Below are 19,536 nucleotides of genomic sequence, written 5' to 3'. Positions count from 1 at the left end.
ATCCGTCGAGGACATGGGGCAACCTCGCTGATCAGTACGCCAGGCCGCGGGGCTCGGGGCCGAGACGCGCCGAACGGGGATGCGGGACCTCGAAGCCGTTCGCCTTGTACGCCTGGTAGTCGAAATCCTCGACCTCGTCATAGCCGATCAGGTGGTACTCGTAGAAGCCGTCCCACTCCTCGTAGTCGTCGCCGAGCGAGGACTCCAGGAAGGCATCCGCCATCGCCATCGCGAGGCGAGGACCGGTGTAGAAGGCTCCCATCGCGAGCAGATTGGCGTTGTTCGCGGTCGCGGCCCGTCGCGCCGAAGGAACGGTCTCGGCCACCGCGGCGTGCACATGCGGCACCTTCGATGCCGCGATGTGGATGCCCATACCGCTGCCGCAGAAGGCCAGCGCCTTGTCGTACTCCCGCTCCGCGATGCGGCTGCCCACCAGGAACCCGGCACGGTGGTACATCGGCGCCTCGGACTCCACCGGGGTGAGGTTCTCGACCGTCCACCCTCGCTCCTCGAGATGCGCCTTCACGGCCTCCTTGAGTGCGAATCCGGCGAAGTCGGATCCGACCACCACCTGCTTGTCTGCCGCGCGTTTCATTCCTGCATCTCCTTTTCCCGCTTCGATCTCATCGCCGGCGGAACCGGCGTCTTCCTGCCCGATGGCGGCGCTCACTCCAGGCCGCTTCCTGCGGCGATCCCGCGGACGTACCACTTCTGCATCGCCAGGAAGACGATCAGCGCCGGGAGCATCCCGAGGGTCGCGCCGGCGAGACCCACCGCCGGCGACACGTAGGTGTAGGCCGACGCTCCGGCGATCGGCGCGAGCGCGACGTTGATGACGGCGAGGTCAGGATCGGTCGCGACCACCTGCGGCCAGATGTACATGTTCCAGGCCGTGAGGAACGTCAGCGAGCAGTACGTCGCGATGATCGGCTTGGCCAGCGGGAGGGTGACCCACCAGAACACGCGGGGCCAGCTGGCTCCGTCGATCCGGGCGGCCTCGACGATCCCCGCCGGCAGTGAGGCGAAGAACTGCCGGAAGAGGATGACGGCGAAGGCGATCTGTCCGGCGATGGGGACGATGATGCCGGCGTAGCTCTCCAGCATCCCCAGTTGATATGTCACCACGAACGTCGGGATGAGCGTCAGGTTGCCCGGGATGAACATCGGCACGATGAGGATCGCCAGGATCGTCCCCGACCAGCGGAAGGGGATCAGCGCGAGCGCGAAGGCGACGGGGAGCGCGAGCAGCAGCTGCAGCAGGACGATCCCGATCGCAACGATGAACGAGTTCAGGATCGTCCGCGGGCTGAGGTACGCGAACGCTTGGATGTAGTTCTCCCAGTTCAGCCCGGCCGGGACGAACGTCGGGGGCAACGCGGATACCTCGGCCGGCGTCATGAAGGAGCGGGAGATCATGAACAGCAGCGGTGCCGCCATCACCAGCCCGCAGACGAGCATCAGGGTCAGTCGCGCGGCGACCGCCGACTTCTTGGTCTTCATCGGGCGGACCTCGTTCCCTTCATGACGGCGCGACCGATGAGGAACACGACGACGATGAGCACGAGCTGGAACATCGCCAGCGCGCTCGCATAGCCGATGTCCCTCCGCTCGAAGGCGATCTTGTACGAATAGAGGGCGAGCGAGGTCGTCTCCCCCAGCGGTCCGCCATCCGTCATCAGCAAGGCGTACTCGAGCGTGCCGCTGAGGAAGGTGAGGAGCATGAGGATGGCGACGACCATCGTCGTGGGCGTCACACTGGGCCAGGTGATGCTCCACAGCTTCCGCCACCGTCCGGCGCCGTCGAGGGCTGCCGCATCGAAGAGGTCTTCCGGGATCTTCTGGATCGCCGCGATGTAGAGGATGGTCACGATGGGCAGGGAGCTCCAGATCAGCACGACCACGAGCGCGGGGCGGGCGAGCATGGGATCGCTCAGCCAGTTCGGTCCCTCGATCCCCACCGTGGCGAGGAGTTGATTGATCAGTCCGGATCGCTGGTTGTAGATCGAGGACCACAGCACCGCGGCCACGGCGCTCGAGGCGACCATGGGGGCGAAGTACAGGGTGCGGATGACGCCCGCTGCAGGCACCTGCGCGCTGGCGATCACTCCCAGCACGAAGCCCCCGAGCACCGTGGGGATGACCCCCATCACGACGAAGAGCACCGACACGAGAGCGGAGTGCCACATGTAGGGATCCCCGAAGAGCCTGGTCACGTTCTTCATGCCCACGAAGGTCGGGGCGGAGAAGAGGTTCCAGTCGAAGAAGCTCAACGCGAGTCCGCCGATCGCGGGGACGATCACGAAGAGGACGAAGGCGAAGAGTCCGGGGGCGATGAACAGGGTGGCGGCGAGGGCGTCCCCCCGTCGCCCCCTGGCGCGGCGCGCCGGGGACGAGGGGGTTCGAGCAGCCTGCAGGGTGTGGGTCACGATCTCCGTCTCCGGGTCGGCGGGGGTCTGTCTCGGCGTCGATTCACGGATCGGACGGTCGCGCACGACCGTCCGATCCGCTGGCCGATCAGCCCGCTTCGGCGAGAGCGGCACGAACCTCGTCCGCGGCTTTCCCGAACGCCTCTTCGACGCTGACTCCGTTGAGCACCACCTCTTGGACCGCGCGCTTGGTGGCGTCGGTCATCACGCTTCCTGCGCTGCCAGGGAGCGCGACCAGCAGGGTCGCATCCTTGGCGGTCTGAGCGAAGACGCTCATGTTCGCGGGAACGTCGACGTCCTGCCAGCTTCCGGTCTCGAGACCGTCGACGGTGGGCGGGATGATGCCACCGGCATCCGGCTGCTGCGCCAGTGCCATCCCTCCGTCTGTGCTGTAGAACCACTCCATGAACGCCCACGCTGCATCCTGATTCGCGCTCGTGCTCGAGACCGAGAGGCCGTACGAGCCTCCGCCCGACGGGTGCGTGCCGTCGATGGACGGAACCTCCGTGACGTCCCAGTCGACGTCCTTGAGCGTCTCGCGGAAGCCCGCGATGTTGGCCCGGGAGGTGATACCCATCGCCACCTTCCCCGAGGAGAAGTCGTAGGCCGGATCACCGCCGGTGGACGTGTAGCCGCCGGAGCCCGTGCCGTAGAAGGCGATCATCGACTTCCACGCCTCGATGGCCTCCGGTGAGTCGATGTCGACGTCGTTCGTCTCCGGGTCGTAGACCTTCGCACCGTGGGCGACGAGGACGGGGCCCCATTCGACGATCCCCGAGCCGTCCGCGCCCGGAGGCACGGTGCCGAAGATGCTCCCGCCCGACTTGGTCTGGATCTCGGTGGCGACCCGGAGGAAGTCGTCCCACGTCCAGGTCTCGTCAGGGAGCTCATCCACCCCGGCTTCCTCGAAGAGCGTCTTGTTGTAGACGAGCGCCGTGGAGTCGGCACTGACCGGTAGCCCCGTGATCTGGTCCGGGGTCTCCATCGGACGGTACTGGCCGAGGAACTGCGGGAGGAAGAAGTCCTCCTCGAGCCCCTCGCCGTCGTTGAGCCGATCCGCGATGTCGAGCGAGACACCGTTGGTCGCGAACTCGTTCGCGGCGAAGTCCACGTTGAAGAAGATGTCGGGGAGCTTCTTGCTGATGAGCTGGGTGGCGAGAATCTGCGAGTACTTGCTGAAGTCCTCGCTGACCCCGATCACCTTCACCTTCCGGTCGGGGAACTCCTTCGTGTAGGCCTCCGCGTACTGCTCGAACTGACCGAGCAGCGGCGAGAAGGTGCCGATCGTGATCTCGCTGCCGTCGACCTCGCCCGCACCGCCACCCGGGGTCGCGGCGCTGCAGCCGGCGAGTGCGAAGATCCCCACAGTGACGGTTACAGCCGTGAGCCGTCGTGCCGTGATGCCAAACGTCATTGTTCTGGTCCTTGTCTCTTGGACGACATCGGTCCGCAATTTGACCGGTCCATTTTGTCGTTGCAGTGACTATCTCCTGCCGAGCGTGGGCGTGTCAAGAGTCAGGACTATCCGGTTTTGCAACCGTGCGTGCAGCTCCGTCGCCACGCATCCCGCGCCTGACACGTTGACGATGGTCCGGCACTGCCGTACTCTGACGTGAACACATTGAACCGGTCCACATTCAGCGCACGTGTCCGTGCCCTCTCGTAGCCCGGCGCACGCCACTCGACCTGGCCTCGGCCGGACAGGATCTCGATGCAGTCAGAGCAGGCTCGACCACCGCGCGAACGTCGGGGTGTGACGGTTCGCGATGTGGCGCGACTGGCCGGGGTGTCGCATGGCACCGTGAGCAACGTGCTCAATCGTCCCGATCGGGTGGCTGTCGATACCCGCGAACGAGTCGAGGAGGCGATGCGCCTGCTCGCCTTCGTGCCGAACGGCGCGGCACGAGACCTCGCCGTGGGCAGGTCGCGATCGATCGGCCTGGTGCTGCTCGATCTGGAGAACCCCTTCTTCCTCGAGGTGGCGCGCGGGGTGGAGGACACCGCCAGCGAAGCCGGCTACGTCGTGATGCTGTTCAACTCCGCCAACTCCATGGAACGGGAGACCCGCGCTCTGGGCGCTCTCGAGGCTCACCGTGTGAGCGGGGTGCTGATGAGCCCCGTCGCTCGAGTGTCCGACAACCTGAGCCGACTTCGCGACCAGGGCACGCACATCGTGTTCCTGGATCGCCGCGCTCCCCGCACACAGTCGTGCTCCGTCGCCGTCGACGACCACCATGGCGCCGCCGAGGCGATGAGGCACCTCCTCGCCGGCGGCCACACGCGCGTGGCGTTCGCGTGCGGCGCCAGCCACGTCCGCCAGCATCAGTCGCGTCTGAGCGGCATACGCTCGGCCGCATCCGCGGCCGGCCTGGACCCTGGCGAGATCGCCGTCTACCGCGAGGAGATCTCGGTTGCCGGCGGTGAGCGTGCTGCCGAACGCATCCTCGCCGCCGGCGACCTCCCGACTGCCGTGGTCTGCGCGAACGACCAGCTGGCCCTCGGAGTGGAGCGGACGATGATGGCGCACGGACTGCGCGTCCCCGAGGACATCGCGATCGTGGGATACGACAACGTCGACCTCGCCTCGCACGCGAACGTTCCGATCACCAGCGTGAGCCAACCGATGTACGAGATGGGAAAAGCCGCCACGCGACTGCTCATCGATGAGATGGAGAACGAGGAGCACGTGCACGAGCAGGTGCTCTACACGCCCACGCTGATCACCCGCGCGAGCTCCTGACCGCCGAGTCGGACGCGCTTCGACGGGAGACCTGACGGTCACCCGGGGCCATCGCTCGCCGCCGCGAGCAACGGCACCACGACGTCGCTGACCGGTGTCGCGATGCCGTAGGTCCGACCGAGGCGGCGGACGACGCCGTTGCGGATGTCCCACTCGAGCGGTCGACCGGCTTCCCGATCGGTGAGGATCGACGTTCCCATATCGGCGGGGAAGCTCTGGAAGGTCTGGAGGATCTCGGCCGTCACTTCGTCACCCAACACGGCGCCGTCGGCACGGGCCACCGCCAGGCACTCCCCCAAGTACGACTCGGCCAGTTCAGCGATGTCGTCGCGGGCGAACATGCCCGCTCGCCGCCCCGCGAGGACCATGAGTCCGGCGACGGCGTTCTGCAGGAGTTTGCGCCAGGCGACAGTGGCGAAGTCGGTGGTCAGCTCGACCGCACAACGGCTTCCACGAAGGGCTTCGCGCACCCGGTGGGCGCCGGGAACATCGGGCAGGCTCAGGCGCGCATCACTCCTCAGCCACACCGAGCCATCCGCCTGAGCCTGCGCGGGGAACCACACCACCGCGGGTACCACCGGGCTCCCGGGGGTGTGCGGGGCGACGGCCGCCGTCTGCTCGATGCCGTTCTGTAGAACACAGACCACGGTGTCCGGGCGACACAGAGCCGACAGCCACGGCGCCGCCGCGTCGACCTGCGTCGCCTTCACGGCCAGGAAGACGACATCGACGGTCGTCACGACGTGCGCAGGGTCGGTCAGCACGGGGCCCGGGACGATCACCGTATCGTCGCTGCGCCGCAGCTCCAGCTGGTCTCGCGCGGTCCGGCCGCAGAGAATCGGCGTGCGTCCCGCCTCGTGAAGTGCGGCCGCGACGGTGGTCCCGATCGCCCCCGGCCCCACGACGGCAACCGTCTTCACCCCGGGTGTCGCCGCCCGTTCCCGATCGCTGAGCTGTTCCACGAAAATCACGCTACTGCACCCCGGTGACGTGGCGGAGCGCGCTCACGACGGGTCGGGTGAACGCCTCAGCCGCGGGGTGCTGCGGTGGACGCGCGGACGATGAGCTCGGAGGAGAGGGGTGGGATGTCTCCGAGTTCCGTGCCCGAGATCGTCTTCAGCAGAAGGTCGACCGCCAGGGCACCGCATCGCTCGATGGGCATGCGCACGGTGGTCAGTCCGGGGGTGACGGCACCTGCCAGATCGATGTCGTCGATCCCGACGATGCTGATGTCCGACGGGCAGTGCCTTCCCAGCTCGGACATCCCCGCCTCGATACCGAGCGCGACGAGGTCGTTATAGGCGATGACCGCCGTGGCGCCGCTGGCGGCGGCGAGAGCCGCAGCGGCCCGGCCACCCTGGATGGAGGCTGCTTGATGACTGAGACGTGTGAGGCGGGTGCCGTGGCGCTCACAGGCCGCAGCGATGGTCTCGAATCGGCGGGCGTCGGCCCAGGAACCGCGTGGGCCCGAGGCATACGCGATGTGATCGTGCCCGAGCGCGACGAGGTGTTCGATCGCCTGGGCGGGTCCGTGCTCGGTGTCCATGAGCACGCACGCAATGCCGTCGATCTGGCGGTTCACGACGACGACGGGCACATCGCGGACCAGGTCGAGCACGTCGGCGTCGGGCAGTCGCGGAGAGCACAGCAGCATCCCGTCGAGCTTGCGGGCCTGCTCGATCTGCTCATGCTCGCGCCGACGGTCTTCGTCGGCGTCGAAGAGCACGATGCGGTGGCGACCGTGCCATGCCTGCCCCTGGATGGCTTTGAGCAGCATGCCGTAGACCGGGTTGGCGACATCGGGGACGACGACGCCGAACGTGCGGGTGGCGGTTCCCGCCTGAGTGGTGGCATACCCCAGCTCGGCTGCGGCTTCGAGCACACGCTCGCGGGTGGTCGGCGCGAGCCGGTCGGGCTCACCGAATGCGCGGGATGCGGTGGCGATGGAGACGCCGGCGCGCCGTGCCACGTCCGTCAATGTCGCTGCCACATCGCCTCCCCCGTTTCTCCGCAATCCTAGATCATCACTCCCGACCATGTAATGACTTGACAAGTTTGTACAAACCATTCACACTGCTTTACATGACGATCAACGCCGATCTGCGGATCCTGAGCCGGGCCGAATCCACGGCCGCCGTTCCGCTGGTCTCCCCCGCGGGTGCGGGCATCCTTCACCTCGGTCTCGGCAGCTTCCACCGGGCACACCAGGCCGTCTACACCGCCGCCGCGCTCCAGGCCTCAGGCGGCGAGTGGGGCATCATCGGGGTCGCCTCGCGGTCGCGCTCGATCGTCGACGCCCTGCACGCCCAGGACTTCCTCTACTCCGTCGCCACCATCGCGCCCGGCAGCACCTCGCTCATGATCCCTGGGGTGCACACCGACGCGTTCGTCGGCGCCGAGCAGCCCGAGCGCGTCGTCGCGCAGATCGCCGACCCCGGCATCCGCATCGTGACCCTCACGGTCACCGAGAACGGCTACAGCTACTCCCCCGCGACGCAGCACCTCGACCTCGACGACGAGACCGTGCGAGCCGACCTTCGAGGCGGCGCACCCCGCTCGATGATCGGACAGCTCGCCCGCGGCCTCCAGGCTCGCGCCTCCGCCGGCGGAGCCCCGATCACGATCCTCAGCTGCGACAACCTGTCGGCCAACGGCGCCCACACCGAGAAGCTCGTCCGCGAGTTCCTGCATGAGCTGCCCGGCTCCGAGGGTGTGGACGCCCTGGCTTTCCTCGGCCGTGCGGTGTCGTTCCCCTCGAGCATGGTCGACCGGATCGTGCCCGCGACCACCACCGAGATGCGCACCCGCGTCAGCGCGCTGCTCGGTGCCCGCGACGACATCCCCGTGCCGGCCGAGCCCTTCACCATGTGGGCGATCGAGGACCGCTTCGCCGGTGGACGCCCGGCCTGGGAGGCAGGCGGCGCGGTGTTCACGGACGAGGTCGGACGCTACGAGCAGATGAAGGTGCGACTCCTCAACGGCACGCACTCGCTCATCGCCTACCTCGGCGCTCTCAGCGGTGTCGGCACGATCCCCGAGGCCATCGGGCTCGACGGCATCGAGAGCGCCGCCCGCGCGGTGCTGCGCGACGAGTACGAGCCGTCGATCGAGGTCCCGTCCGGCGTCGATATCCGCGCCTACGAGAGCGAACTCTTCGAACGGTGGGCCAACAGCGCCCTGGGTCACCGCACGAGCCAGGTCGGCACCGACGGCTCGGTCAAACTGCGCCAGCGCATCCCCGAGCCCGCACTTCTCGTCCTGCGTGATGGCGGGATGCCGCACCTGATCGCCCTGACCGTCGCCGGCTACCTGTCGTGCATCGCCCCGCTGCCCGGATTCGACCCCGGTCTGCACGCTGCGGCGATGACCGACGGCGCCCGCGAGCGCCTCGCCGGATTCGCGGCGACCGCCCGCAACGGCCGCGAGCTCGCGCAGCGCGTGATCGGCGAGCTGCACCTCTTCGGTGATGAACTCGGATCACAGGATGCGTTCATCGCGCGCGTCGGCGAGCTCGTCGACATCATCCAGCGCCGCGGCGTCGATGCCGCGATCGGCGACGCCGTCTCGTCATCCCGGACCACCACATCATCACGCACCAGCGCAGAGGAGTTGCAGCCATGAAGGCTCTCGCCATCCACGGCAAGGAAGACATCCGCTGGGAAGACCGTGAGGCGCCCACCCCCGGCGACGGAGAGGTCCGCCTGCGCGTCAACTACGTGGGCATCTGCGGATCCGACCTGCACTACTACTTCCACGGCGCCAACGGCGAGTACACGATCCGTGAGCCCCTGACCCCCGGTCATGAGCTCTCCGGTGTCGTCGACCTCGACCCGTCGGGCCGTCTGACGCCCGGCACTCCCGTCACGGTGCACCCCGCGCGCTACGGAGCCGAGGTCCCCGGCCTCGAGGACCACCCGCACCTGCGCCCGGGTGGCGACTACTTCGGCAGCGCCGCGGCGGATCCGCACCGTCAGGGCGGGGCATCCGAGCTGCTGATCGTCGAAGACCACATGGTCCGCGTGCTCCCGGCATCCCTTCCGCTCGAGCGCGCCGCCCTGGCCGAACCGCTGGCCGTCGCGATCCATGCCGTGAGCCTTGCCGGAGACATCGCCGGCAAGCGCGCCCTCGTGATCGGCGCCGGACCCATCGGCCTGCTCGTCGTCGCCGCCGCGATCAAGGCCGGCGCCGCGGTCGTGGGCGCCAGCGATGTGCGCGAAGAGCCCCTCGACCGGGCGAAGTCCCTCGGCGCGACCGAGGTCTCGCTCGTCGGCCGCGACACGATCGAGAACGAGTCGTACGACGTGGTCTTCGAGTGCTCCGGGGTCGGAGTCGCGCTCACCCAGGCAGTGCGCGCAGCCCGCCGCACCGCGACGATCGTCCAGGTCGGGATGCTCCCGAACGCCGACATCGGAGTGAACCTCGCCCCGATGCTCGCCAAGGAGCTGACCATCCGCGGCGCCTTCCGCTTCTCCACCGAGATCGATGATGCCGTCGCGCTGCTGGCCGAGTCCGACGCCCTCGATTCCGTCATCTCCCACGTGCTCCCGGCATCCGATGCCGTCCAGGCGTTCGAGCTCGCCCGCGACTCGTCCGCCTCGGCCAAGGTCCTCCTGGCCCTCTAACGACTCACCCCCACCCGGCGGCTCGCCGCACCGATACACCCACCCTGTTCCTGGTCCGAAGGAGTACCTCCCATGTCCGAACCGCAGACGACGGCCGCGGCCGCCGATCCCGCCGCGAAGAGGTCTGTACGCGACCTCGTGCGCGCCGCCATCTCCGGATGGCTCGGCACCGCCCTCGAGTTCATGGACTACCAGCTGTACTCGCTGGCAGCCGCACTCGTCTTCGCCGATCTGTTCTTCTCCTCCGAGAACCCGGCGGTCGCCGTCGTCGCCGCGATGGCCACGTACGGCGTCGGCTACGTCGCCCGCCCGGTCGGCGCGTTCTTCTTCGCACGCCTCGGGGACAAGACCGGCCGCACGAAGGTGCTGTTCTACACGATCCTCCTGATGGGTCTCGCCACCACCCTCATCGGCTTCCTGCCGACGTACTCGCAGGTGGGCGTGCTCGCACCGATCCTCCTCGTGCTGCTCCGCATCGCGCAGGGCTTCGGTGCCGGAGCCGAGATCTCGGGTGCCGGTGTCATGCTCGCCGAGTACGCACCGGCCAAGCGCCGCGGCATCATCGCCTCGCTCGTCGCCCTCGGCACGAACTGCGGCACGCTGCTCGCCTCGGGCATCTGGGCCATCCTCCTCGTCGCCTACAGCGAGGACGAGGTCATCGCCTGGGCCTGGCGCATCCCGTTCATCGCGAGCGCGGTCATCATGCTCTTCGCGATCTGGGTGCGCTTCAACCTCAAGGAGACCCCGGTCTTCGAGGAGCGCGATGACGTCGTCGACGGCAAGGCCCTCTCCCGCGACGAGGCGATCCAGCTCGCCACCGAGACCAACGACATCCGCACCCTCGAGGCGATGCAGCGCAAGCCCTGGAAGGCGTTCTCGATCGCTCTCCTGCTGCGCTTCGGCCAGGCCGGCAACTCCGGCATGATCCAGACGTACCTGCTCAGCTACATCACCGTCGTGCTGCTGCTCGACCGCTCGATCGGCGTCAACGCGGTGATCGTCTCGTCGCTCGTCGCCTTCATCACCGTGCCGCTCTCGGGCTGGCTCGGTGACCGCTTCGGCCGCAAGCGCATGTACATGGTCTGGTCGATCATCGCGCTGATCATCATCGTCCCGACGATGCTCATGATCAGCAGCAAGGACACCGCACAGGTCTTCGTCGGATACGTCGTGCTGCACAACCTCGCGGTGATGAGCTTCGCGTCACTCGAGAACCTCACGCTCCCGGAGCTCTTCGGATCGCGCAACCGCTACACGTTCACGGCCATGGCGCGCGAGATCGCCGCCATCGTCGCGACCGGCGCGGGCCCCGTCATCGCCGCGGCGTGGGTGTCGGCCGTCACCGGCTCGTTCATCCCGATCATCATCATGCTGTTCATCTTCACGCTGAGCGCGCTCATCGCCTCGATCTGGATGCCCGAGGTCGCCGGTCGCGACCTCACGGATCCGCGCGACGCGATCTGACCTCACGGCTGATCACGACCAGGGGTGCGGGCGCCCGAACGCCCGCACCCCGCACCTCGACCCGCACCTCGCACCGCACCACCAGGAGAACGACATGACCATCGAGATCGTCGACGTCAACATCACCAGCCCCGGACGCAACTTCGTCACGCTCAAGATCACGACCTCCGACGGCATCACCGGGCTCGGCGACGCGACCCTCAATGGGCGCGAGCTCGCCGTCGCCTCCTACCTCTCCGACCACGTCGCGTCGATGCTCGTCGGCCGCGATGAGGACAGGATCGAAGACACCTGGCAGTACCTCTACCGCGGCCCGTACTGGCGCCGCGGACCCGTGACCATGGCGGCGATCGCCGCCGTCGACATGGCGCTCTGGGACATCAAGGCCAAGAAGGCCGGGATGCCGCTCTACCAGCTGCTCGGCGGTGCCAGCCGCGAGGGCGTCCGTGTCTACGCGCACGCCTCCGGCACCGACTACGCCGCCCTCAAGAACGCGATCACCGGCTACGAGGAGCTCGGCTACACCGCCGTGCGCGTGCAGACCGGCGTGCCCGGCCTCGGCCAGATCTACGGTGTCTCATCGACCGGACCGGGCGTGCGCTACGACTACGAGCCCGCCAAGCGCTCGGGTGACCGCCCGAGCGAGGAGACGTGGGACACGCGCAACTACCTCAACCACATGCCCGGGATCTTCTCGCAGATCCGCGAGGACTTCGGCACCGACCTGCGTATCCTGCACGACGGGCACCACCGGATGTCGCCGATCGAGGCCGCGCGCTTCGCGAAGGACATCGAGCCCTACGACCTCTTCTGGCTCGAGGACTGCACCCCGGGTGAGGACCAGACGGCGCTGCGCCTCGTGCGTCAGCACTCGACCACTCCACTCGCGATCGGCGAGGTCTTCAACTCGGTCTTCGACTACCAGACGCTCATCACCGAGCGCCTGATCGACTACGTGCGCTCGGCGGTCACCCACACCGGTGGCATCACGGCCATGAAGAAGCTGCTCGACTTCGCCGCGATCTACGGCATCAAGTCCGGCATCCACGGCCCCACCGACATCTCCCCCGTCGGCATGGCCGCGGCCCTGCACCTCGACCTCGCGATCCACAACTTCGGCATCCAGGAGTACATGCCCCACAACGAGCAGACGCTCGAGGTGTTCCAGACCTCCTTCACCTTCGACAAGGGCTTCCTGCACCCCGGCGACAAGCCCGGACTCGGTGTCGACCTCGACGAGGATGCCGCAGCCGGTCACGAGTACACCAAGGCGTACCTGCCGGTGAACCGTCTGCTCGACGGGACCGTCCATGACTGGTGAGGCCATGACCGGTGAGGTGCGACGGGTCGCGCTGCCGCCGCGAACCGTCGACTCGCGACTGATCGTCGTGGCTCGGGCGAAGCGTGCCGTGGACTACGACGCCGTGCTCGACGTGCTCGTCGACGCCGGCATCCGCAGTGTGGAGCTGACCCTGACCACACCGGGCACGTTCGAGCACTTCCCGCAGCTGCTCGCGCGGTTCGGGGAGGCGATCGACCTCGGCATCGGCACCGTGACGAACTCCGTCGACCTCGCACGGGCGATCGACGTGGGCGCGACGTACCTCGTGACCCCGATCACCTCGAGCGACTTCGTCACCCAGGCGACGGACGCCGGTGTGCCGATCGTGCCCGGAGGACTCACCCCGACCGAGCTGTTCGCATCGTGGTCGGCCGGGGCCTCGGCCGTGAAGATCTTCCCCGCGGGGCAGGTCGGTCCCGGCTACCTCAAGGACCTGCGCGGCCCCTTCCCCGATCTGGTCGCGGTCCCCTCGGGCGGCGTCGACCTCGCGGGCGCTTCGGCGTGGCTGCAGGCCGGCGCGGCGGCCGTCAGCGTGGGCGGTCCACTGCTCGGCGACGCCTTCTCGGGCGGCGATCTGAGCGCGCTGCGTGATCGGGCGACGGCGTTCGTCGAGGTCTGCGCACGCCCCTAGGCACTACGCAGACGCGGCGCCGGGTCTGAACGTCACCGCATATCGGAACGTCGCCGGCAGCATCGCCTGCGCCGGGAGCACCCCCGGCCCGCACGACCCCGACCCCAGGCCGCCCTGTCCCGCGTCGAGATTCAGCCACACCCGGTCGGAAGGCTGCAGATCGTACGGATGCTGGGCGGCATCCAGATCTTCGGAGCGCCACCGCCTCACGGTGAAGTCCACGTGCGGATGCGCGTCGATGCGCAGCAGGCGCTCTCCGTCGCTCAAGCACAGCCAGCGTGCATCGATGCGGTTGCCGTTCTCCTGCGGCATCATGTACGGCGTCTGCATCTCGTCGATGCTGCGCTGCCAGCGACCGATCCGAGCCGCCTGCCTGCTGTCGGAATAGGCCTCGCCGGGCCCCGGTCCGTACCACTCGACATCGGCGAAGCCTGCGGGAAGAGCGAGACGAAGGCCGAATCTCGGCAGCGGAATGTCCCAGTTGCCGAGGGGCTCGGCTTCGACCGCCAGAGAGACGGCTCCTTCCGCCGCCGTCCAGCGCATCGTCGTGGCGTAGCCGAGATCACTGCCGTCGAAGCCGAGGCGTCCGCGCACAGCGATCCCCTCTTCGGAGACCTCCACGGCGTGAACGACGTGTCGCGGGTGATCGAGCCCGATCTGTCGCCAGCGGGACTCGCGCGGCTCCCAGGAGAAATCCCGGTCGTTGTCGATGACCGCGCGCCAGGTGTCGAACGCCGGCGCCTCGATCTCGATGCCGGCGAGTGAGATCAGGTCACCGCTGCGACGGTCGAACAGCGCCTCACCGAGAGCGATACGATCCCCCACGTTTCGAGGGGACTCGCTCGACTCGACGGGTGCACCCGCTGCAGGGACCAGTACGGACTGACCCCACGCCACCTCGTGACCCGCATCGGCCCAGTCGGTGCTCGCGGCCAGGACGGCACGCACCGTCAACACCAGTTCCGCGGTGCCGTCAGACCGAGCGGGAACGTCGAACGCGGGCACATCGAGAGCACCGGACTCGCCCGCAGCGACGTGCCCCACGGCGAGGTCACCGCCGTCGACACGCACACCGTCACGGTGCAGTTCCCACGAGAAGCGGAGGTGCGACAGGTCGCGGTGGTCGTACTTGTTGTGCACGACCGTCTTCCCGCGCACGAACGAGAACGCGACCGGCTGGAACACCTTCTTCAACTCGTGCAGGGCCGGGCTGGGGGTGCCGTCGGGGAAGACGATGCCGTCGGCGATGAAGTTGCCGTCGTGACGCTCCTCACCGAAGTCGCCGCCGTAGGCGAAGTACTCCTCACCATCCGCTCGGTGCGCACGCAGGCCGTGATCGAACCACTCCCAGGTGAAACCGCCTGCCAGCCGGGGATACTGCTCGAAGATCTCCTGGTATTCGAAGAGACCGCCGGGTCCGTTGCCCATCGAGTGCACGTACTCGCACAGGAGGAACGGCATGTTCCGGCGACGGGCATCCAGGTCCGCGTCGGGGAACGGCGCCTCTTGGCGCTGTCCGAGCAGGTTGAGCTCACGGTGCGTCGAATACATGCGGCTGTACACGTCGACGTACTCGCACGACCAGTCGCGTTCGTAGTGCAGAAGCCGTGACGGATCGCGCAGCTTGGCCCATCGGGCCATCGCCCCGAGGTTCTGCCCCGTGCCGCACTCGTTACCGAGCGACCACATGATGACGCTCGGGCTGTTCTTGTCGCGTTCGACGAGCCGCTGCATCCGATCGACCAGCGTCGCCTCCCAGCGCGGGTCCTCGGCGGGGTTGCCCGGCAGCTTGTGGAACCAGTCGACCGGGAAGAAGCCGTGGGTCTCGAGGTCGCATTCGTCCATGACCCACAGTCCGAGCTCATCGCAGAGCTCCAGGAACCGCGCCTGCGGAGGGTAGTGGCTGGTGCGCACGGCGTTCACGTTGAACTGCTTCATCATGACGATGTCCGCGCGCATGCGCTCCTCGGAGATGACGCGGCCGGTGTCGGGATCGTAGTCGTGCCGGTTCGTGCCGCGCAGCAGGATCGGCACCCCGTTGACGCGCAGCTCTCCATCTGCGACCTCCACGCGACGGAAACCGATACGCAACGCGATCGCCTCCCCCTCGGACACGAGTTCGCCCGCATACAGCCGCGGCAGCTCCGCCGACCAGGGGTCGACCGGGATCCGAGCGACCTCTCCGGCCGCGATGTCGATGCCGAGCTCCGGCACTCGCACGCGCGCCGGAGCGCCGCCCGCCACGACGGCGTCCACGCGGAGCTGTCCCTCGCCCGTCGCCGCCTCGTAGTCGGCGTGCACGAAGTGATCCTCGATCGCGCCCACCGGGCGTCCGAGCAGGGTGACGCTGCGGAAGATCCCGGACAGCCACCACATGTCCTGATCCTCGAGGTAGCTGCCGCTGGACCACTGGTGCACCCGGACGGCGAGGACGTTCTCCGCGCCGCGTCGGAGGAGCGCCGTCACGTCGAACTCGTTACGCAGGCGGCTGCCGGCGGCGATGCCGACCTGTTCGCCGTTGAGCCAGATCGTTCCCAGCGAGTCGATGCCGTCGAAGCGCAACAGCACCCGCTCCACGTCCCAGTCCGCAGGAACGGTGAAGGTGCGGCGATAGTCGCCGGTGGGGTTCTCGCGCGGCACGTACGGCGGGTCGACCGGGAACGGATAGACGCGGTTCGTATAGATCGGGGAGCCGAAGCCGTTCAACTGCCAATGTGCCGGAACGGCCAGCGTGCTCCATCCCTCAGCCGATGTCTGCGCGTCGAGGGCATCGCCGAGGAAGTCGACCGGCGCGTCGCCGCCGGGCGAGAACCGGAAGTCCCAGACGCCGTCGAGGCTCAGCTCCGGGGCATCAGACCGGGCGTGCGCCCGCGGCGGCAGCACGTTCCGAGACGGGGACAGTTCTTCCCAGTACTCGAGCGGTCGGTCCATCGACACGAGGGCATGGGTGATCCCGCGCTCGCGGTCTTCTGCGGCCAGATCACAGGCGATCCGGTCATTCATCGCGCTGAGGTTGTTCACTCTTTGACTCCTCCGGTCGTGAGGCCCGATGTCCAGTACTTCTGCAGGTAGAGGAACACGATCACGAGCGGCACGATCGACACGAGCGAGCCCGTGATGACGGTCGAGAACTGTGCGGATGCTCCGCCGCCCGCCTCGCTGGCCGCTTGCAGTTGCGCGAGACCCAGAGTGAGCGGGAAGAGGTCCGGGTCGGTGAGCATGATCAGCGGGAGGAAGTAGTTGTTCCAGGTGTGCACGATCGCGAACAGCAGCACTGTCACGATGCCGGGCGTCATGATCCGCAGTGCGACCTGCCAGAAGATCCGGAACTCGCTCGCACCGTCCAGCCGGCCCGCCTCCAGAAGGGTGTCGGGGATCGCTTCCTCCGCGTAGACACGCATGAGGTACACGCCGAACGGGCTCACCAGCGAGGGCAGGATGATGGCCCAGATCGTGTTCGTCAGCCCTGCTCCGGCGAAGAGCAGGTAGGTCGGGATGGCGAGCGCGGTGGTCGGGATCATGATCGCGCCGAGCACGACGGCGAACAGGAACTTCTTGCCAGGGAAGTCGTACTTCGCGAACGCATATCCGGCGGCGGCCGACAGCAGAGCCGATCCGACACCGGCCACGAGCGCATAGAGCACCGTGTTGCCGATCCACTGGACGAAGACGCCGTCGCGGGTCGTGAACAGGGTGGTGAGGTTGTCGATGAAGTGGTTCTCGCCCGCGAACCACAGGCCGAAGCTGGAGAACAGCGACGAGTTGTCCTTCGTCGAGGCGACGATGAGCCAGAACAGCGGAAGCAGGAAGTAGCCGGCCGACACCCAGAGGACGATGGTGAGGATGCTGCTGCGCTTCTCCCCCGGGACGCGGGACTTCGGGCGGCGGCGGGGTGCGGAACTCGTGACGACGGCACGAGTGGCGTGCGTCTCGACGGTGGCGGTCATGCGCGCGCTCCCTTCTCCCGACGCGCAGCCGAGAGCTGGAACACGTACGAGACGATCATGATGATGAAACCGAGCAGGAACGCGATCGCTGCCGCGTAGTTCATGTCCTGGTTCGTGAAGGCCAGGTTGTAGGCGTAGAGGTTCGGCGAGAACGACGAGCCGATCGCATTCGGGGCGATTTCGTACAGCAGCTTCGGTTCGCTGAACAGCTGGAACGCTCCGATGACGGAGAAGATCGTGCACAGCACGATCGAGTTGCGGATCGCGGGGATCTTGATGCTCCAGGCGATCCGGAACTGACCGGCCCCGTCGATGCGGGCCGCTTCGTACTGCTCGGTCGGGATGGCGCGCATCGCCGAATACATGATCACCATGTTGTAGCCCACGAACTGCCAGGTGACGATGTTGATGATCGAGCCGAGGATGTTGTCCGAGGAGAGCAGCTCGGGAGAGCCGAGCCCGATGGCCCGCATGAACTGTGCGATCGGCCCGAAGTTGTCGCCGTACAGGTAGCCCCACATGAGGGTCGCCACGACACCGGGGACGGCGTACGGGACGAAGATGGCGAGCCGGGCGAACTTGCCGCCCCGCACCCGCGCGCTGTCCAGCGCCAGCGCGAAGAACAACGCAAGCCCCAGCATGATCGGCACCTGGATGAGCAGGAACACGAACATGCGCATCACGCTGACGAGGAATCTCTCGTCGCCGAGCGCGCGGACGTAGTTGTCGAACCAGACGAACGAATCGCCGCCGACGAGCTGCACCTTGAACAGGCTCAGATAGCCCGCATAGAGCAGCGGCAGCAACAACATCGTCGCGAAGAGGATCATGAACGGGGCGATGAAGAGGTACGCCGCGGTGTTCTTGCGGCGCTTGTCACTCCAGCGCTTGCGTCCGAGAGCCGTGGTGCTCATCGACGGGGCCTTTCTGATTCGGTGCGATGGTTCTGCGGGGGCGGATCCCGATGGGCTCCGCCCCCACACGTGCTACGGGGTGACGACGGTGAAGCCCTGGGCCTCGCCGTAGCTGACGAGCTCGTCCTTCCAGTCCGCCAGAGCGGCGAAGAGGTCTTTCTTCTCCGTGATGGCGGCGCCCAGCGTCTCCTTGAAGCTGCTGCTGGCGAAGTCGTTGTACGGCAGCCACTGCCAGTCGCTGTCGACGGTCTGAGCGATGTCGGCGAACACGCCGTTCACCTTCTGCCCGGCGTAGAACTCCATCTCCTGGTCGCGCACCTCCGGCGAGTCGAGGGTCTCGATCCGCGACGGGAAGATGAACTGCTCGGTGGCGAGCGTCTGAGTCGCTTCGGCATCGGTCGCCAGGAACTTGACGAACTCGGCGGCGACGATCTTGGCGTCGGAGTCGGCCGTCACCGTGATGGCCGATCCGCCCTGGTTGCCGGAGGCGGGCTCCGACGCATCCCACTGCGGCATCTCGGTGGCCTGCCACAGACCACTCGTGTCCGCGGCGGTGCCCTGCAGGAACACGGGGCCCCACGCGGCGGCGAGCCAGCTCGCATACTTGCCGCTGGAGATGCTCTGGTACCAGTTGTCGTCCAGCTGCGGTGCGGTGTCGACGAGGTCGGCCTGGATCAGGTCGTTCCAGTAGCCGATCACCTCGGTGACCTCGTCGGAGTCCAGGTCGATCGTGACCGTCTTGTCGCCGTCGTACCCGAACGGACGAGCGCCGGCCTGCCACAGCAGGGCGAGGATCGGCGAGAAGCTGTTGCCGGGGAGGTCGGAGATGTACGAGCCCGTCTTCTCCTTGATGGCGGCGGCGGCCTCTGCGTACTCATCCCAGGTGGTGGGAGCTTCGACGCCGGCGGCTTCGAAGATGTCGGTGCGGTACAGCTGACCGGTCGGGCCGAGGTCCTGCGGCAGACCCCAGACGGCGTCGTCCGTGCCGACCATGGCCCACGCGCTGTCCACGAACTGGTCCGACAGCTCACCGGCGCCGTAGGGCGCGAGGTTCTCGAGGCTTTCCGTGATCGTGAACGACGGCAGGAACGAGTACTCGATCTGCACCGCGTCGGGCACATCGCCGGACTTCACCGCGGCGCGCAGCTTCTGGTACTGCGCCGTGGCACCGCCCTGGTTCGACAGCTTGACCGTGATCTCCGGGTACTTGGCCTCGAACAGGTCGATCTGGTTCTGGATGTCGGGCACCCAGGACCAGAAGTCGATCGTGGTCGGCGTGCTCATCGCCTTGTCGATCTCCGCCTGGGAGACCGTCTCCGCCGATCCACTGCTGCCGGGGGCTGCGGGGGTTCCACAGGCGCTGAGCATGACGGCTGTCGCGGCGACGACGGCACCCGCCACGACCCTGCGGCGACGCTGCACTCTGGTCATTTCTGTCCTCCTCGTTGGG

At 67.5% G+C, this 19,536-nt stretch carries 16 protein-coding genes; 6 read left to right on the top strand and 10 right to left on the bottom strand.

Features of this window, described 5'->3' with window-relative positions:
• Nucleotides 1–31: 31 nt before the first annotated feature.
• The 4 genes from HCX50_RS05770 to HCX50_RS05755 form a co-directional block, all read right to left on the bottom strand.
• Nucleotides 32–595, bottom strand: a complete 564-nt coding sequence (locus tag HCX50_RS05770; RefSeq protein WP_167633303.1) for an RpiB/LacA/LacB family sugar-phosphate isomerase — start codon at nucleotides 593–595, stop codon at nucleotides 32–34.
• A gap of 71 nt (nucleotides 596–666) precedes the next feature.
• Nucleotides 667–1,500: a carbohydrate ABC transporter permease gene (locus HCX50_RS05765; protein WP_091037430.1), complete on the bottom strand. Its 834-nt coding sequence runs from the start codon at nucleotides 1,498–1,500 to the stop codon at nucleotides 667–669.
• Entirely contained in the window at nucleotides 1,497–2,426 is a 930-nt protein-coding gene (locus tag HCX50_RS05760; RefSeq protein WP_140403387.1) for a carbohydrate ABC transporter permease, read from the bottom strand. Before HCX50_RS05760 ends, HCX50_RS05765 begins: the two co-directional genes overlap by 4 nt.
• A gap of 88 nt (nucleotides 2,427–2,514) precedes the next feature.
• Nucleotides 2,515–3,840: an ABC transporter substrate-binding protein gene (locus HCX50_RS05755; RefSeq protein WP_091037436.1), complete on the bottom strand. Its 1,326-nt coding sequence runs from the start codon at nucleotides 3,838–3,840 to the stop codon at nucleotides 2,515–2,517.
• Nucleotides 3,841–4,137: 297 nt separating this feature from the next.
• Here HCX50_RS05755 and HCX50_RS05750 point away from each other — a divergent pair, with 297 nt between their 5' ends.
• Nucleotides 4,138–5,166 carry a LacI family DNA-binding transcriptional regulator gene (locus HCX50_RS05750; protein WP_091037439.1) on the top strand — a complete coding sequence of 343 codons (1,029 nt, stop codon included), beginning with the start codon at nucleotides 4,138–4,140 and terminating at the stop codon, nucleotides 5,164–5,166.
• Between the two features lie 38 nt (nucleotides 5,167–5,204).
• Here the strand turns inward: HCX50_RS05750 and HCX50_RS05745 are convergent, their stop codons facing one another.
• Together HCX50_RS05745 and HCX50_RS05740 are read right to left on the bottom strand one after the other, a co-directional pair.
• Nucleotides 5,205–6,128, bottom strand: coding sequence for an oxidoreductase (locus HCX50_RS05745; RefSeq protein WP_167633302.1), 924 nt, complete (start codon nucleotides 6,126–6,128; stop codon nucleotides 5,205–5,207).
• 65 nt (nucleotides 6,129–6,193) lie between these two features.
• Complete coding sequence (locus HCX50_RS05740) at nucleotides 6,194–7,135, bottom strand: LacI family DNA-binding transcriptional regulator (protein ID WP_337748990.1); 942 nt, start codon at nucleotides 7,133–7,135, stop codon at nucleotides 6,194–6,196.
• Between the two features lie 113 nt (nucleotides 7,136–7,248).
• On the opposite strand from HCX50_RS05740, the gene HCX50_RS05735 reads away from it, so the two are divergent.
• The 5 genes from HCX50_RS05735 (at nucleotide 7,249) to HCX50_RS05715 (ending at nucleotide 13,225) form a co-directional block, all read left to right on the top strand.
• Nucleotides 7,249–8,787, top strand: a complete 1,539-nt coding sequence (locus tag HCX50_RS05735) for a mannitol dehydrogenase family protein (protein WP_167633300.1) — start codon at nucleotides 7,249–7,251, stop codon at nucleotides 8,785–8,787.
• Entirely contained in the window at nucleotides 8,784–9,788 is a 1,005-nt protein-coding gene (locus tag HCX50_RS05730; protein WP_091037450.1) for an L-idonate 5-dehydrogenase, read from the top strand. The genes HCX50_RS05735 and HCX50_RS05730 overlap by 4 nt, the downstream gene beginning before the upstream one ends.
• A 72-nt stretch (nucleotides 9,789–9,860) precedes the next feature.
• Nucleotides 9,861–11,252 (top strand): MFS transporter, encoded by a 1,392-nt coding sequence (locus tag HCX50_RS05725; RefSeq protein WP_091037451.1) that lies wholly within the window; start codon nucleotides 9,861–9,863, stop codon nucleotides 11,250–11,252.
• A gap of 94 nt (nucleotides 11,253–11,346) precedes the next feature.
• On the top strand, nucleotides 11,347–12,573 hold the full coding sequence (gene manD / locus HCX50_RS05720; protein ID WP_091037452.1) for a D-mannonate dehydratase ManD: 1,227 nt from the start codon (nucleotides 11,347–11,349) through the stop codon (nucleotides 12,571–12,573).
• The gene (locus HCX50_RS05715) at nucleotides 12,563–13,225 is read left to right on the top strand and encodes a bifunctional 4-hydroxy-2-oxoglutarate aldolase/2-dehydro-3-deoxy-phosphogluconate aldolase (RefSeq protein ID WP_237682367.1); all 663 of its coding nucleotides are present in this window, start codon (nucleotides 12,563–12,565) and stop codon (nucleotides 13,223–13,225) included. Before manD ends, HCX50_RS05715 begins: the two co-directional genes overlap by 11 nt.
• A 3-nt stretch (nucleotides 13,226–13,228) precedes the next feature.
• On the opposite strand, the gene HCX50_RS05710 is transcribed toward HCX50_RS05715, so the two are convergent.
• The 4 genes from HCX50_RS05710 to HCX50_RS05695 form a co-directional block, all read right to left on the bottom strand.
• Entirely contained in the window at nucleotides 13,229–16,246 is a 3,018-nt protein-coding gene (locus HCX50_RS05710) for a glycoside hydrolase family 2 TIM barrel-domain containing protein (RefSeq protein ID WP_205828837.1), read from the bottom strand.
• Nucleotides 16,243–17,172 carry a carbohydrate ABC transporter permease gene (locus tag HCX50_RS05705; protein ID WP_167633299.1) on the bottom strand — a complete coding sequence of 310 codons (930 nt, stop codon included), beginning with the start codon at nucleotides 17,170–17,172 and terminating at the stop codon, nucleotides 16,243–16,245. Before HCX50_RS05705 ends, HCX50_RS05710 begins: the two co-directional genes overlap by 4 nt.
• Nucleotides 17,169–18,086: a carbohydrate ABC transporter permease gene (locus HCX50_RS05700; protein WP_091037455.1), complete on the bottom strand. Its 918-nt coding sequence runs from the start codon at nucleotides 18,084–18,086 to the stop codon at nucleotides 17,169–17,171. The genes HCX50_RS05705 and HCX50_RS05700 overlap by 4 nt, the downstream gene beginning before the upstream one ends.
• A gap of 72 nt (nucleotides 18,087–18,158) precedes the next feature.
• A complete protein-coding gene (locus HCX50_RS05695; RefSeq protein ID WP_167633298.1) occupies nucleotides 18,159–19,517 on the bottom strand; it encodes an ABC transporter substrate-binding protein in 1,359 nt (452 codons plus the stop codon).
• Nucleotides 19,518–19,536 lie beyond the last annotated feature (19 nt).

It is taken from the genome of Microbacterium sp. B19(2022) (assembly GCF_012030385.1).
Lineage (GTDB): Bacteria > Actinomycetota > Actinomycetes > Actinomycetales > Microbacteriaceae > Microbacterium > Microbacterium oxydans_B.
Note: the sequence above shows the minus strand (reverse complement) of the source record. Positions and strands in the feature narration are given on the sequence as shown.

Bases quoted from the DNA above. Each gene is read 5' to 3' on its own strand.
- HCX50_RS05750 (WP_091037439.1), top strand. From the start codon at position 4,138: ATGCAGTCAGAGCAGGCTCGACCACCGCGCGAACGTCGGGGTGTGACG.
- HCX50_RS05735 (WP_167633300.1), top strand. From the start codon at position 7,249: ATGACGATCAACGCCGATCTGCGGATCCTGAGCCGGGCCGAATCCACG.
- HCX50_RS05770 (WP_167633303.1), bottom strand. From the start codon at position 595: ATGAAACGCGCGGCAGACAAGCAGGTGGTGGTCGGATCCGACTTCGCC.
- manD (WP_091037452.1), top strand. From the start codon at position 11,347: ATGACCATCGAGATCGTCGACGTCAACATCACCAGCCCCGGACGCAAC.
- HCX50_RS05725 (WP_091037451.1), top strand. From the start codon at position 9,861: ATGTCCGAACCGCAGACGACGGCCGCGGCCGCCGATCCCGCCGCGAAG.
- HCX50_RS05765 (WP_091037430.1), bottom strand. From the start codon at position 1,500: ATGAAGACCAAGAAGTCGGCGGTCGCCGCGCGACTGACCCTGATGCTC.
- HCX50_RS05695 (WP_167633298.1), bottom strand. From the start codon at position 19,517: ATGACCAGAGTGCAGCGTCGCCGCAGGGTCGTGGCGGGTGCCGTCGTC.
- HCX50_RS05730 (WP_091037450.1), top strand. From the start codon at position 8,784: ATGAAGGCTCTCGCCATCCACGGCAAGGAAGACATCCGCTGGGAAGAC.
- HCX50_RS05715 (WP_237682367.1), top strand. From the start codon at position 12,563: ATGACTGGTGAGGCCATGACCGGTGAGGTGCGACGGGTCGCGCTGCCG.
- HCX50_RS05755 (WP_091037436.1), bottom strand. From the start codon at position 3,840: ATGACGTTTGGCATCACGGCACGACGGCTCACGGCTGTAACCGTCACT.
- HCX50_RS05705 (WP_167633299.1), bottom strand. From the start codon at position 17,172: ATGACCGCCACCGTCGAGACGCACGCCACTCGTGCCGTCGTCACGAGT.
- HCX50_RS05700 (WP_091037455.1), bottom strand. From the start codon at position 18,086: ATGAGCACCACGGCTCTCGGACGCAAGCGCTGGAGTGACAAGCGCCGC.